At 70.3% G+C, this 14,058-nt stretch carries 12 protein-coding genes; 7 read left to right on the forward strand and 5 right to left on the reverse strand.

What is annotated here, in order from left to right; all coding sequences use genetic code 11:
• Positions 1–20: 20 nt before the first annotated feature.
• Positions 21–569, reverse strand: coding sequence for a cupin domain-containing protein (locus HDC36_RS06840; protein WP_179565724.1), 549 nt, complete (start codon positions 567–569; stop codon positions 21–23).
• Positions 570–829: 260 nt separating this feature from the next.
• On the opposite strand from HDC36_RS06840, the gene HDC36_RS06845 reads away from it, so the two are divergent.
• The 4 genes from HDC36_RS06845 (at position 830) to HDC36_RS06860 (ending at position 5,313) form a co-directional block, all read left to right on the forward strand.
• The gene (locus HDC36_RS06845; protein ID WP_179565726.1) at positions 830–2,206 is read left to right on the forward strand and encodes an aspartate aminotransferase family protein; all 1,377 of its coding nucleotides are present in this window, start codon (positions 830–832) and stop codon (positions 2,204–2,206) included.
• Between the two features lie 64 nt (positions 2,207–2,270).
• Complete coding sequence (gene ald, locus HDC36_RS06850) at positions 2,271–3,383, forward strand: alanine dehydrogenase (protein WP_179565728.1); 1,113 nt, start codon at positions 2,271–2,273, stop codon at positions 3,381–3,383.
• 25 nt (positions 3,384–3,408) lie between these two features.
• Positions 3,409–4,902: a CoA-acylating methylmalonate-semialdehyde dehydrogenase gene (locus tag HDC36_RS06855; protein ID WP_179565730.1), complete on the forward strand. Its 1,494-nt coding sequence runs from the start codon at positions 3,409–3,411 to the stop codon at positions 4,900–4,902.
• 96 nt (positions 4,903–4,998) lie between these two features.
• Complete coding sequence (locus HDC36_RS06860; RefSeq protein ID WP_179565732.1) at positions 4,999–5,313, forward strand: EthD family reductase; 315 nt, start codon at positions 4,999–5,001, stop codon at positions 5,311–5,313.
• A 51-nt stretch (positions 5,314–5,364) separates the two neighbouring features.
• Here the strand turns inward: HDC36_RS06860 and HDC36_RS06865 are convergent, their stop codons facing one another.
• From HDC36_RS06865 to HDC36_RS06875, 3 genes are all read right to left on the reverse strand, one after another.
• The gene (locus HDC36_RS06865) at positions 5,365–6,024 is read right to left on the reverse strand and encodes a hypothetical protein (RefSeq protein ID WP_179565734.1); all 660 of its coding nucleotides are present in this window, start codon (positions 6,022–6,024) and stop codon (positions 5,365–5,367) included.
• Complete coding sequence (locus tag HDC36_RS06870; protein WP_179565736.1) at positions 6,021–6,413, reverse strand: DUF2809 domain-containing protein; 393 nt, start codon at positions 6,411–6,413, stop codon at positions 6,021–6,023. Before HDC36_RS06870 ends, HDC36_RS06865 begins: the two co-directional genes overlap by 4 nt.
• Positions 6,414–6,491: 78 nt before the next feature.
• The gene (locus HDC36_RS06875) at positions 6,492–6,821 is read right to left on the reverse strand and encodes a hypothetical protein (protein ID WP_179565738.1); all 330 of its coding nucleotides are present in this window, start codon (positions 6,819–6,821) and stop codon (positions 6,492–6,494) included.
• 157 nt (positions 6,822–6,978) lie between these two features.
• Between HDC36_RS06875 and HDC36_RS06880 the strand changes: the two genes are divergently transcribed.
• Positions 6,979–7,842: a plasmid replication/partition related protein gene (locus HDC36_RS06880; protein WP_179565740.1), complete on the forward strand. Its 864-nt coding sequence runs from the start codon at positions 6,979–6,981 to the stop codon at positions 7,840–7,842.
• Between the two features lie 59 nt (positions 7,843–7,901).
• Here the strand turns inward: HDC36_RS06880 and HDC36_RS06885 are convergent, their stop codons facing one another.
• On the reverse strand, positions 7,902–8,282 hold the full coding sequence (locus tag HDC36_RS06885; protein WP_179565742.1) for a VOC family protein: 381 nt from the start codon (positions 8,280–8,282) through the stop codon (positions 7,902–7,904).
• A gap of 244 nt (positions 8,283–8,526) precedes the next feature.
• Here HDC36_RS06885 and HDC36_RS06890 point away from each other — a divergent pair, with 244 nt between their 5' ends.
• The gene (locus tag HDC36_RS06890) at positions 8,527–9,768 is read left to right on the forward strand and encodes a DUF445 family protein (protein WP_179567902.1); all 1,242 of its coding nucleotides are present in this window, start codon (positions 8,527–8,529) and stop codon (positions 9,766–9,768) included.
• Between the two features lie 180 nt (positions 9,769–9,948).
• A complete protein-coding gene (locus tag HDC36_RS06895; RefSeq protein WP_179565744.1) occupies positions 9,949–14,031 on the forward strand; it encodes a CHASE domain-containing protein in 4,083 nt (1,360 codons plus the stop codon).
• The last annotated feature ends 27 nt before the right edge of the window (positions 14,032–14,058 follow it).

Consider the following 14,058-nt stretch of genomic DNA (forward strand, 5'->3'; position numbering starts at 1 on the left):
CCCCGCGGCGCAGCTGGCGCTCAGAACGTGGCCGGGGTGTTGGCGCTGACGATCACCACCGCCTCGCCGCCGACGTTGCGGAACCGGTGCGGCACCCGGCTCTCGAAATAGTACCCCTCGCCGGCGCGCAGCACGCGCACCTGCGTGCCGACGGTGATCTCCACTTCGCCCGCCACCACCACGCCGCCTTCCTCGCCCTCGTGCACCAGCATCGCGGTGCCGGTGTCGCTGCCCGGCGGCATCACCTCGCGCAGGATGCACATCTGCCGCTGCGGGCGGTGTTGTCCGACCAGGTAGTAGTGGATGCCGTCGCTGCCGACATCCGGCAGTTCGTCGGCGGCATAGAACGGCGCGTCGGCCGGCCCGATCTGCAGGTCCTGGGTGAAGAAATCGGCCAGCGAGATCGGAATGCCGTCCAGCACCTTCTTCAGCGAACTCACCGAGGGGCTGACCTTGTTCTGTTCGATCAGCGAGATGGTGCTGTTGGTCACGCCCACCCGCTTGGCCAGCTCGCGCTGGCTCAGTCCGTGGGCGGTGCGAACCCGATGCAGGCGGGCGCCGATATCCATCGCGTGATCAGGAAGGCCTTGGCGGTGTTGCCGGATACTTTACACAGCCGGCCCTCGCGGTCAATTTGCCGGTCGCCGCGCGAGGCGGCCGGCATGCCCGCCTGCACGGGCCTGTCGTGGCGCCGTTTCGTGCGTTCCGGCGCTGTGCAGCCGGCGGCGGCACGGCGGAGAGGCGCCGGCGCCGCGGCGGAGGCCCGCCCGCCACCACGCGCCCGGTTGGTGTAAAGTTTTTTCAACACTTCTCTCGCGTGGAGCCTGTGATGAGCACCGAGTCGCCCCCCTCCTCCCAGGCGCTGGCCGATCGCTACGCCGCCCAGGCCACCCAGGCGCCGGACGGCATGGACGCGTTCTGGATGCCGTTCACCGCCAACCGCCAGTTCAAGGCGCGGCCGCGGCTGCTGGCCTCGGCCGAGGGCATGTACTACCGCAGCGTGGACGGGCGCCAGATCCTCGACGGCACCGCCGGGCTGTGGTGCTGCAACGCCGGACACGCACGGCCGCGCATCGTCGAGGCGGTGTCCAGGCAGATCGCCACGCTGGATTTCGCACCGACCTTCCAGATGGGCTCGCCGCTGCCGTTCGTGCTCGCCGAACGCCTGGTCGCGCTGGCTCCGCCCGGCCTGGACCACGTGTTCTATACCAACTCCGGCTCCGAGTCGGTGGACACCGCGATGAAGATCGCGCTGGCCTACCACCGCGCCCGCGGCGAGGGCCAGCGCACCCGCTTCCTCGGCCGCGAGAAGGGCTACCACGGCGTCGGCTTCGGCGGCATCTCGGTCGGCGGGCTGCCCAACAACCGCAAATGGTTCGGCCCGCTGCTGCCGGGCGTGGACCATCTGCGGCATACCCTGGACATCGAGCGCAACGCGTTCTCGCAAGGGCTGCCGGCGCACGGCGTGGAGCTGGCCGAGGACCTGGAGCGGCTGGTCGCCCTGCACGACGCCTCGACCATCGCCGCGGTGATCATCGAGCCGATCTCCGGCTCGGCCGGCGTGGTGCTGCCGCCGCTCGGCTACCTGCAGCGCATCCGCGAGCTGTGCGACAAGCACGGCATCGTGCTGATCTTCGACGAGGTGATCACCGGCTTCGGCCGCGTCGGCAAGGCCTTCGCCGCGCAGCGCTTCGGCGTCACCCCGGACCTGATGACGACCGCCAAGGGCCTGACCAACGGCTGCGTGCCGATGGGCGCGGTGTTCGTCTCGCACGCCATCCACGACGCGTTCGCGCACGGCCCGGCCGGCGCCATCGACCTGTTCCACGGCTACACCTATTCAGGCCATCCGCTGGCCTGCGCCGCCGCGCTGGCGACGCTGGACACCTATGCCGAAGAGAAGCTGTTCGACAAGGCGATCGAACTGGGCGACTACTGGCAGCAGGCGATCCATGCGCTGAAGGGCCTGCCGCACGTCGTCGACATCCGCAATTTCGGCCTGATCGGCGCGATCGAACTGGCGCCGCGCAAGGATGCGCCCGGCGCCCGCGCCTACGAGATCTTCGAACGCTGCTTCCACGACGCCGGCCTGCTGATCCGCGTCACCGGCGACACCATCGCGCTGTCGCCGCCGCTGATCGTGGAGCGCGAGCACATCGACCGCATCTTCGCGGTGCTCGCCGACATGATCCGCAGCACGCCCTGATCCCCGCCCTCACCCCAACCCGCTCCGCGCTCCCCACGCGCGCCGCATGCCTGGAGAACCGCTCATGCTGGTCGGCGTCCCGAAAGAGATCAAGAACCACGAATACCGGATCGGGCTGACCCCGGCCGGGGTCCGCGAACTGGTGCTGCACGGGCACCAGGTGCTGGTGCAGCGCGACGGCGGCCAGGCCATCGGCCTGACCGACGCCGACTACGCACGCGCCGGCGCGCGCCTGGCCGACGACGCGGCCAGCGTGTTCGCGCAGGCCGACATGATCGTCAAGGTCAAGGAACCGCAGCCGGACGAGTGCGCGCTGTTGCGCCCGGGGCAATTGCTGTTCACCTATCTGCACCTGGCGCCGGACCCGGCCCAGGCCGGCGCGCTGCTGCGCTCCGGCTGCACCGCGATCGCCTACGAGACCGTCACCGACGGCCACGGCGGCTTGCCGCTGCTGGCGCCGATGAGCGAGGTGGCCGGGCGCATGGCGATCCAGGCCGGCGCGCATGCGCTGGAAAAGGCGCAAGGCGGCTCCGGCGTGCTGCTCGGCGGCGTGCCCGGGGTCAAGCCGGCCGAAGTGCTGGTGATCGGCGGCGGCGTGGTCGGCATCAACGCCGCGCGCATGGCGATGGGCCTGCATGCGCGGGTGACGGTGCTGGACCGCTCGCTGGAACGGCTCAAGTACCTCGACGAACTCTACGGCCACCAGCTGACCACCCTGTATTCCACCCGCGATGCGATCGAGCAATGCCTGCCGCACACCGACCTGGTGATCGGCGCGGTGCTGATCCCCGGCGCCGCCGCGCCCAAGCTGGTGTCGCGCGCGCAGCTGGCGCTGCTGCGCCCGGGCTCGGTACTGGTGGACGTGGCGATCGACCAGGGCGGCTGCTTCGAGACCAGCCACGCCACCACCCACCAGCAACCGACCTACGAGGTCGACGGCATCGTCCACTACTGCGTGGCCAACATGCCCGGCGGCGTGGCGCGCACCTCCACCTTCGCCCTGACCAATGCCACCTTGCCGTTCGTGCTGCAGCTGGCCGAACACGGCCTGCAGGCGCTGCGCGACGACCAGGACCTGCGCAACGGCCTCAACGTGCACGCCGGCAAGCTCACCCACCGCGCGGTGGCGCAGGCGCTGGGCGAGGATTTCGTGCGGCCGCTGGATGCGCTGGGCTGAGCTTTTCCTTCGAGGAACACCGACCATGACCGACTCCCTGTCCCACTACATCGGCGGCCGCCGCGTCGATTTCCGCGGCGGCGACTACGCCGAGGTGTTCGACCCGGCCAGCGGCGCGGTGGCGCGGCGCGTGCCGCTGGGCGGCGCGCATGCGGTCGACATGGCGGTGACCGCCGCCGCGCAGGCGTTCCCGGCCTGGGCGGCGACCCCGCCGCTGCAGCGCGCGCGGGTGATGTTCCGCTTCCGCGAACTGCTCGAACGGCATGCCGACACCCTCGCCCGCTGCATCAGCGCCGAACACGGCAAGGTGGTGTCCGATGCGCGCGGCGAGGTGACCCGCGGCATGGAGGTGGTGGAATTCGCCTGCGGCATCCCGCACCTGCTCAAGGGCGAGCACTCGGTCGATGTCGGCCGCGGCGTGGATTCGTGGAGCGAGTACGCGCCACTGGGCGTGGTCGCCGGCGTCACCCCGTTCAACTTCCCGGCGATGGTGCCGCTGTGGATGCTGCCGGTGGCGCTGGCCTGCGGCAACAGCTTCGTGCTCAAGCCGTCCGAGCGCGATCCGTCCGCCTCGCTGCTGCTGGCCGACTGGCTGCACGAGGCCGGCCTGCCGGACGGCGTCTTCAACGTGGTGCACGGCGCCAAACCGGCGGTGGACGCGCTGCTCGCGCACCCGCAGGTGCAGGCGCTGAGCTTCGTCGGCTCCACCCCGGTCGCGGCCGACCTGTATGCGCGCGGCAGCGCGCTGGGCAAGCGTGTGCAGGCGCTGGGCGGGGCCAAGAATCACCTGGTGGTGCTGCCCGACGCCGACCTGGACGACGTCGTGTCCGCCCTGCTCGGCGCCGGCTACGGTTCGGCCGGCGAACGCTGCATGGCGATCTCGGTGGCGGTGTGCGTGGGCGATGCGGTGGCCGATGCGCTGGTCGCCAGGCTGGCGCCGCGCGTGGCCGCGCTGCGCCTGGGCGCCGGCGCCGACGAACCGGACATGGGCCCGCTGATCAGCGCCGCGCATCGCGAACGCGTGCGCGGCTACATCGACAGCGGCGTGGCGGATGGCGCCACGCTGGTGGTCGACGGCCGCGCCGCGCACACGCCGACGGCGGCCGCTGGCTTCTTCCTCGGCGGCAGCCTGTTCGACCACGTGCGTGCCGACATGCGCATCTACCGCGAAGAGATCTTCGGCCCGGTGCTGTGCGTGGTGCGCGTGGCCGATGCCGAGGCCGCGCTGCACCTGATCGACGCGCACGAATACGGCAACGGCGCGGCGGTGTTCACCCGCGATGGCGGCGCCGCGCGCGCCTTCGCCCGCCGCGTGCAGGCCGGCATGGTCGGGATCAACGTGCCGATTCCGGTGCCGATGGCGTTCCACAGCTTCGGCGGCTGGAAACGCTCGCTGTTCGGCCCGCTGCACGTGCATGGCCCCGACGGCGTGCGCTTCTACACCCGGCTCAAGACCGTCACCGCGCGCTGGCCGGCGGCCGCGCGCGACGCCGAGTTCGCGATGCCGACGATGCGCTGAGCCGCGCAGCGCCGCAACGCAGCACGGGCGCGGCGCCGCGACGGTGTAGCCTTGCGCGACCCCCGACCCTACCGCCGCAGCCACAGGAGTCGTTCCATGATCAAGGTCAGCGTGATGTACCCGTATACGCCCGGCGCCCGTTTCGACCACGCCTACTACCGCGACACGCACATGCCGCTGCTGCAGGCGCGCATGGGCGCGGCCTGCAAGCGCTACACCGTGGACAAGGGCCTGTCCGGCGGCGCCCCCGGCAGCGATCCGACCTATGTCGGCATGTGCCACATCTTCAGCGACTCGGTGGAAGCGTTCCAGGCCGGCTTCGGCCCGCATGCCGACGAGATCCTCGGCGACATCAAGAACTACACCGACCTGACCCCTGTGATGCAGATCAGCGAGGTGGTGGTCGACTGAGCGCAGCGGCCGCTTCGCGTTGGCGCAGCGGCTCGCCCTTGCGACCGCCGCTCAAACGGCGAGGTGCTTGTAGAAGAGCGCCAGTTCCTCGCGGTGCGCGGCGCGTTGCTGCAGATACGCGTATTTTTCCGCAAGCGCCAGGTCTCGGCCCTGGCGCTTGAGCAGATACAGGGCCGGCAGTTCGGTGTTCTCGATGATCCATTCCCGGGTCGCCGCCTGTTCGAACCAACCTACGGACAGGTCGATACTGGTCGAGAGCTGCTCCCGCCAGTCGGGCCGTTCTGCGATCTCGTCGAACGCAAACAACCACAGCGAAAACCGGTCGTTGAAGTCCTGCAGGCTCTCGCCCAGGCCTTTCAGTTCGCGCCAGTCGGTCAGGCTGGCCACGACCTGGTTGCGGAGCCTGCTGGCCCTGGTTTGCTCTACGATCTCCCGCGACCAGGTGTCCGGATAGGCATAGGCATCGTCGTGTAGCACCCGCGCCAGGATCCGGTTCACCTCGGCCATCAATGGCCGGTCGAGCACATCGAGCGTCAGGTGCAGCGAATGCCAGCCTTTTCTTTTCGAGAGGCCGACGTTGTAGCGATACAGCATACCGTCGGCACCGGCTTTCTCGAACGCGCGGCCACGCTTCAACGCGAACCCATGCGCCGCGAAGCCGGCGGCCAGCGCGTCGGTGATGGTTTTCCTCGGATCCTGCATCGCGTTCATCGGCGCGCGCAGCGGTCGAGCCACGCGCCAGCGGCCACGCCAACCGCATAAGCGAGCAGGTCCATCCACACGAACGTGGAACCCAAGGCCAGGTGCCCCAGCGTGGTGGCGCGCAGCGCGTCGAGCCAGGGCGCACGGTACAGCTGCGACGCTTCCACCAGCCAGCATATGGCCAGTGCCAGCGCCGCCAATCGCAACGGCCGCGCGCGGGGTGCGAGCCACGCCAGGCCGAGGTAGACCATCAGCGCCCACAGCGCATCGCCGGGAAACTGGCCCAGCCACGACGGTAGCAGCCAGGGGAACTGCCGCGACGCCAACCCGGCGGAGATCGTCGCCACGAAGGCGGTGCTCAACCACAGACGGCGGCGTCCGGTTGCGGAAACGGGCATGGCGAAACGTCGGCGGCCAGGGGCCGCGCATTACAGCAGACCTGGCGCGGCGCTGGCGAAGGCCGCTTGGCGCGACCGCTATGCGCCGCCGCTGCGCAGCAGCGCCGCCACGGCGATCAGCACGCCCAGCACCAACATCACCAGCCACCCCCAGCGCTGGTGGAACGGGATCGGCACCGCCTGCAGCTTGCTCTCGGCGCTGGCCTGGTTCAGCAGCCAGCCGTGGCGGCACACCGGACACACCAACTGGTACTGCTTTTCGCGCACCCAGCCGAACAGATGGTAGAAGTGCCCATACGAGTAGTGCAGGCGCATCGCAAACACCTGCTCCTGTTCGCAGTTCCTGCAGAACTCGCGTTCTTCCACGCCACAGGCGACGTTGCGCTCGCCCCAGCCCCACAAGATCATCGTCGCGCCTCCATCGGCCGGGCCGCGATCCCCCGATCGCCAGGCCGTGCGGATTCTGTGCCCGCTCCAGGACAGCGTCAACGACGCCTGCTGCCAGGCGCGACCGCGCGCAAGTCTCTACAATGCCGGCCCCCTCGCAACACCGTGCCGCGCCCCGATGAACATCGTCGTCAAAGAAGACCTCAAGGCCTACATCGATCCGCTCACCGCCGACGAGTACGCCGCGCTGGAGCGCAGCCTGCTCGCCGAAGGCTGCCGCGATGCGCTGGTGCTGTGGGGCGACATCCTGGTCGACGGTCACAACCGCTACGGCATCTGCCAGAAGCACGGGCTGCCGTTCCAGACCGTGCAGAACACCCGCTTCCAGTCGCTGCAGGACGTGCACCTGTGGATGATCGACCAGCACCTGGGCCGGCGCAGCGTGTCCGACTTCCAGCGCGGCGTGCTGGCGCTGCGCAAGCGCGAGATCCTGGCCGAGCGTCGCAGCCGCGCCGCCGCGCCGGCCGCCGAATCCGCCGACGGCGCCGCTGCCGCAGTGAGCGATGCGCACGACGATGCCGCGCCCTGGGCCGATGTGCCGGCCGGCGCAGACGGCGCCAGCGTCGAGGCGATGCCGGCGCCGCTGAGCCGCGCCGACCTGGCGCGTGCCGCACGGCTTAGCAACAGCCAGGTGCTGCAGATCGAGAAGATCCAGAAGCAGGCCACCGCCGAGGTGGTGGAAGCGGTGAAATCCGGCACGATCTCGATCAACGCCGCCGCGGCGGTGGCCAGCCTGCCCGAGGACGAACAGCGTGCCGCGGCGATCGCCGGCAAGGACGAACTCAAGCAGGCGGCCAAGCGCGCCCGCGAATCCAAACGCAAACCGCGCGAGACAGCAGCCACCGAACAGGATGGCGATGGCGACGCAGCGCAGGGCGACAGCGAACTGGCCGCACTGCGCCAGCGCGTGGCCGAGCTGGATGCCGAGAACCAGGCACTGCGCGAGGAAGTGGCGGCCCTGCGCGCGCGGCTGCAGGGCTGATCCGGGCGCTGCAGCTCGCGCGATCCGGCCCGTTGCGCAGGCCGCGGTACCGACACCCCTCAGGCGTGCTGGGCCAGCGACAGGGTGTTGCCGTCCGGGTCGCGGAACCAGGCCACCCTGTCGCCGTTCGGCGCGGTCCAGATGCCTTGCGCGTCCTGGCTGTCGGCGAAGAACGGGTAGCGGATGAACGCAACGCCCTTGGCCGCAAGGGCGGCCACATCGGCACCGATATCGGCGCTCTCCCAACCGAACACGGTGTAGTCGGCGGCGACGCGCGCCGGCGGCTTGACGATGCGCAGGTTGATCGGACCGGCCGCGAATTTCAGGGCGAAGCCGTCGAAGCCCTGGCAGCGCAGGCCCAGGATGCCCTCGTAGAAGGCGCGCGCGCGGTCGATGTCGTCGACGGCGATGAAACCGGCAGGGGTGTGATCGGCGAGCATGGCGCGCGTCCGGCAAGTGGCCCGGAGGCGACCCTAGCATGCCGTCCAGCTCCCGCCCATGCCGCGCGACGGCGCCGTGTCGGAGCGGCGCGCTGGGCATGCCGGCGTTGGACGATCGCACTCACGCCGGTGGCGGCCGCTCCGATGAAACCGTCCTAACCGCGCGCTGCGTAAACTCGCCCACATGAGCGCGTCTCCCGAACCGACCATGCCGCCCGATCCGCGCCGCGCACAGCTGCGGCGCATGAAACTGCTGGCCGCGCTGCTGCTGCTGGCGATGCTGGCCGGCTTCCTGCTCAGCCACGTCATGGGCATGCACGGCGCCTGGGCCTGGATCGGCGCGTTCTGCGAGGCGGCCACGGTCGGCGCGCTGGCCGACTGGTTCGCGGTGGTGGCGCTGTTCCGCCATCCGCTGGGGCTGCCGATTCCGCACACCGCGATCATCCCGCACGGCAAGGCGCGCATCGCCGACAGCCTGGCGGTGTTCGTGCGCGATCATTTCCTGGAACCGGCGGCGCTGCTGACCAAGCTCAGCGCGTTCGATCCGGCCAAGCGGCTGGGCCAGTGGCTGGCCGAACCGGCGCAGGCCGGCAAGCTGGCCGAGCTGGCGCGCGGCTGGGCGCTGCAGGCCCTGGACCTGCTCGACGAGGCCGCGGTGCGGCGCCGCATCCATGGCTTCGTGGTGGCGCGCCTGCGCGAATGGAACGCGGCCGCGACCGCCGGCGAGATCCTCGGCCTGCTCACCGCCGATGGCCGCCACCAGGCCCTGCTCGACGAAGCGCTGACCCGGCTCGGCCGGCATCTGGACGATGCGACGGTGAAGCAGCGCGTGTCGGCGATGATCGTCAAGTACGCGCGCCGCGAATGGCCCAAGCTGGTCGGTACGGTGGAATGGGTCAAGCCGGTGGAAGGCATCGCCGACACCCTGGCCGAGCGCCTGGCGCACGCGCTGCTGGACGAACTGCAGGACGTGCTGTCGCAACCGCAGCATCCGCTGCGCCAGGACTACGAACGCTGGCTCGGCGGCTACGTGCAACGCCTGCGCAGCGACCCGGCCACCGCCGACAAGCTGCAGGCGATGAAGCAGCGGCTGATCGAGCATCCCGGCGTGCAGGACTACGTGCAAGGCCTGTGGGACCAGATCCACGCCAGCCTGCGCGAGGACCTGTCGCGCAGCGACGGTGTGCTGGTGCAGCATTTGCAGCGCTCGCTGGCCGCGCTCGGCGAATCGCTGTCCCAGGACAGCGCATTGCGCGACGCGCTCAACCAGCACCTGCTGGGCGGCGCGGAGAAGCTGACCCAGCGCCTGCGCAGCGGCGTCACCGACCACATCGCGCAGACCGTGAAAGGCTGGGACGAACGCCATCTGGTGGAACAACTGGAATTGAGCGTCGGCCGCGACCTGCAGTACATCCGCTTCAACGGCACCCTGGTCGGCGGCCTGATCGGGGTCGCGCTGCACGCAGCCGTCACGCTGATTCCATGAAGGTCGTAGACGGTCGCTCCCGCAATACGCCGCGGGGGCTGGTGCGGCCGCAACGATCGCGCTAGCGTGGGATGCGCGGTCGGGGCAGGACCGTCGCTTCAATCGTGAAAGCCATCCCGTACGGACCGGAGGGACGCCGATGCCGGTGCATCGCCAGCGTTCGCCAAAGGAAAGGGGCGCATGTCGAAGAACCGCTGGACACCCGCTGCCGGCCCTGCACGGTCGGCGCTCGGCGCCGCGTTGGCGGTGCTGCTGCTGGGGTTGCTGGCCGCGGCGCTGCTCGCCCGCGGCCTGCACGAGCGCAATCGCCAGCAGGCCAGCGACCGCTTCCAGCAACTGACCACGCACGTCACCGGCGAGTTGCAGCAACGCCTGAATGTCTACGAACACGGCCTGCGCGGCGCGCGCGGCGCAGTCATCGCCGCCGGCGGCGTCCATATCTCGCGCGAGCGCTTCGACCGCTACAGCGCTTCGCGCGAGTACAAGCGCGAATTCCCCGGCGTGCGCGGCTTCGGCTATATCCGCCGGGTGGCGCCGGCCGACGAGGCCGCGTTCCTGCAACAGGCACACAGCGACGGCGCGCCGTCGCTGCAGATCCACCAGCTGACGCCGCACGACGGCGAACGCTTCGTGATCCTGTATATCCAACCGCGGCGGCTCAACAATCCTGCGCTGGGATTCGACATCGCCTCCGAGCCGGCGCGGCGCGCGGCGGCGATCGCCGCCGCACGCTCCGGCAACCCGACCATCACCGCACCGATCCGCCTGGTGCAGACGCCGGGAGTCGGCAACAGCGGTTTCCTGCTGTTGCTGCCGATCTACCGCGAAGACCTGCCGCTGCAGACCCCGGAGCAACGCTGGCAGGCCACCACCGGCTGGGCCTATGCGCCGCTGAACATCGCCGAAGTGCTGGTGGCCTCGCCCAACCACGCCCACGAGCTGCTGCTGACCCTGGCCGACAGCGAAAACAGCACCCAGCCGTTCTATCGCGGCGACGGCGACGCCCAGGCGGCGGCCACCGGGCTGCGCGCCGAACGCAGCATGCCGATCTACGGCCGACGCTGGCTGCTCAACGCGCAGGCGACGCCGGGCTTCGTGCGCTCGCTCAACCAGACCTCGCCGCTGCTGGCCGGCGGCCTGGTCGGCGGCATCTCCGTGCTGCTCGCTGCACTGCTGTACCTGTACCTGACCGGCCGCCACCGCCGCGACCTGATCCTGCGCGAGCAGAGCCAGCTGGCCGCGCTGGTCGGCGGCTCCAGCGAAGCGATCGTGGCCGAGGACCCGGATGGCCGCATCACCCACTGGAATCCGGCCGCCGAGCGCATCTTCGGATACGCCGCGGCGCAGGCCATCGGCCAGCCGTTGCAGGAGCTGCTCGGCAACCAGATCCGCGACGCGACCGGCAACGGCACGCAGGTGCGGGAACTGCGCCATCGCGACGGCCATCGCGTCAGCGTGCTGGCCAGCGCCTCGCCGATCCTGGACAACGACGGCGACATGGTCGGCCACTCGCACCTGCTGCACGACGTGTCCGAACGGGTGCGCGCCGAAGCGCGGGTGCTGGAACTCAATGCCACCCTGGAACAGCAGGTGGCGCAGCGCACCAGCGAACTGGTCACCTATTCGGCGCTGCAGCGCGCGATCCTGGCCAACGCCGGCTACGCGATCGTGGCCACCGACCCGGACGGCACCATCACCCTGTTCAATCCCGCCGCCGAAACCATGCTCGGCTATCCCGCGCACGAGATGATCGGGCGCAAGGCCACCGGCCTGTTCCTGGATCCCGAGCAACTGGCCAGCCGCGCCGAAAGCATGGCCGCGCAATCGGGCATGGCGGTGGCGCCGGCGTTCGAATCGGTGGCCGCGCTGTCCACGCTGGGGCGCAGCGACACCCGCGAATGGACCTACATCAGCAAGGACGGCCGCCCGTTCCCGGTGCTGCTGACGCTGAGCACGCTGCGCGACGACAACGACCAGGTGATCGGCTACCTCGGCATCGCGGTGGATCTTACCGAGCAGAAGCGCCACGAGCGCGAGCTGCGCCTGGCGATCGACGCGGCGGAAACCGCCAATCAGTCCAAGAGCGATTTCCTGGCCAACATGAGCCACGAGATCCGCACGCCGATGAATGCGATCCTGGGCATGCTGTACCTGCTGCAGCACAGCGAACTGCCGCAGGCGGCCAAGGACATGATCCAGAAGAGCGACGCGTCGGCGCGCGCGTTGCTGGAGATCATCAACGACATCCTCGACTTCTCCAAGATCGAATCCGGGCGCATCGACCTGGAATCGGAACCGTTCGACCTGAACCAGTTGCTGGAGAACATCGCCGCGCTGATGACCTCAGCGATCAGCGCCAAGCCGGTGGAGATGATCGTCGAACCGTTGCCGGCCGGCTGCCGCTGGCTGCGCGGCGATGCGCTGCGCCTGAACCAGGTGCTGATCAACCTGGTGGGCAATGCCATCAAGTTCACCGAACAGGGCGAAGTGGCGCTGTCGGTGCGCAGCTTCCCCAGTGGCGAGGCGGGCAAGATCAAGCTGTTCTTCTCGGTCCGCGACACCGGCATCGGCATCGCGCGCGACAAGCAGAGCCTGATCTTCTCGCCGTTCCTGCAGGCCGACACCTCCACCAGCCGCCGCTACGGCGGCAGCGGCCTGGGCCTGACCATCAGCCGACGCCTGGTGGAACTGATGGGCGGCCAGCTCGAGGTGCAGAGCACGCCGGGCCGCGGCAGCGATTTCTATTTCGCGATCAGCTTCCCGGTGCTGCCGGCGCCGGCCGCCGAGGTCGAACATCCCGAAGCGCGGCGGGTGCTGATCGCCGACGACCACGACCTGGTGCGCAGCAACCTCAGCAGCATCGCCAGCGGCTTCGGCTGGCAGGTGGAAGCGGTGGCCAACGGCACCGACGCGATCGCCGCGGCCGGCCCGGAACGCGAGGGCTTCGACGTGATCCTGCTCGACTGGCGCATGCCCGACCTGGATGGGCTGCGCGTGGCGCAGCGCATCCGCGCGCAATCGGCGCCGGACCGGCAACCGATCATCGTCATGGTCACCGCCTACGAACGGCGGCTGCTGGAAGAGCAGCACTACGCGCCCAGCGACGTGGACGCGGTGATGACCAAGCCGGTCACCGCCTCGGCGCTGTACCGCACCATCGCCACGCTGCTGGCGCGGCGCCGCGGCGACGGCCCCTCGCCCTTGCTCAGCGGCGACGGCACCCCGCGCCTGGCCGGCGCGCGGCTGCTGGTGGTGGACGACAGCGAGATCAATTGCGAGGTCGCGCAGCGCATCCTCGAAGGCGAAGGCGCGCTGGTGGAACTGGCCCACGACGGCGAGCAGGCACTGCAGCGGCTGCAGCGCGATCCCAGCCGCTTCCACCTGGTGCTGATGGACGTGCAGATGCCGACCCTGGACGGCTACGAGGCCACTCGCCTGCTGCGCGAGGACCCGCGCCTGGCCGGCCTGCCGGTGATCGCGCTGACCGCCGGCGCCTACCGCCAGCAACAGGAGCTGGCACTGTCCAGCGGCATGAACGGCTTCATCGCCAAACCGTTCCAGGTCGAGGAACTGATCGCGATCATCCGCCAGTTCCTGCCGCTGCGCCTGCCGCTGCCGCTGGAGCCGCTGCCGACCTTCGCCGGAGAGGTCTGGCCCGACGCCGATCCGCAGTTGCTCGACGCCGCGCAGGCGCAGCGCCTGTGGAACGAGCGCGTGCCGTATCAGCGCTACCTGCTGAAACTGCTGCAGGACAACCCCGATCCGGCGGCGACGCTGCAGACCCTGCTGGATGCGCAGGCGCCGGCGGCGGCGATCTCCTACGTGCACAAGCTGCGCGGCTCGGCCGGCTCGCTGGCGCTGCCGGCGCTGGTCGCGGCCAGCGCCGCGCTGGAGGAACGGCTCGGCGACGCGCCGGGCCAGGCCGAGGCCGCGATCGCGGCCTTGGGCACGGCCATGAGCGCCACCGCCACGGCGATCCGGCGCTTCGTGGCCGAGGCCGAGGCGTTGCCCGCGGCGGTGCCGCCGGCCGCCCCCGCCGCGGACGCCGGCGCCGCGGCCGCGGTCCCGCTGCAGCAACGGCTGCAGCACCTGCTGCAGGCCCTGGACAGCGACGACCCGGACCGCGTGGAGCGGGTGCTGCACGACCTGGCGCCCTCGCTGCCCCCGGCGCTGGCGACGGAACTGCGGCAACTGGTGGAGAGTTTTTCCTTCCGCGAGGCCGAAGCTCAAGTCAGGCGCTGGCAGGCCGATGCATCCCCATAGCATTCGCCGCGCCGGCCCTGGAGGCCG

This window comes from Xanthomonas sp. JAI131 (assembly GCF_013410075.1).
GTDB classification, from domain to species: domain Bacteria; phylum Pseudomonadota; class Gammaproteobacteria; order Xanthomonadales; family Xanthomonadaceae; genus Xanthomonas_A; species Xanthomonas_A bonasiae.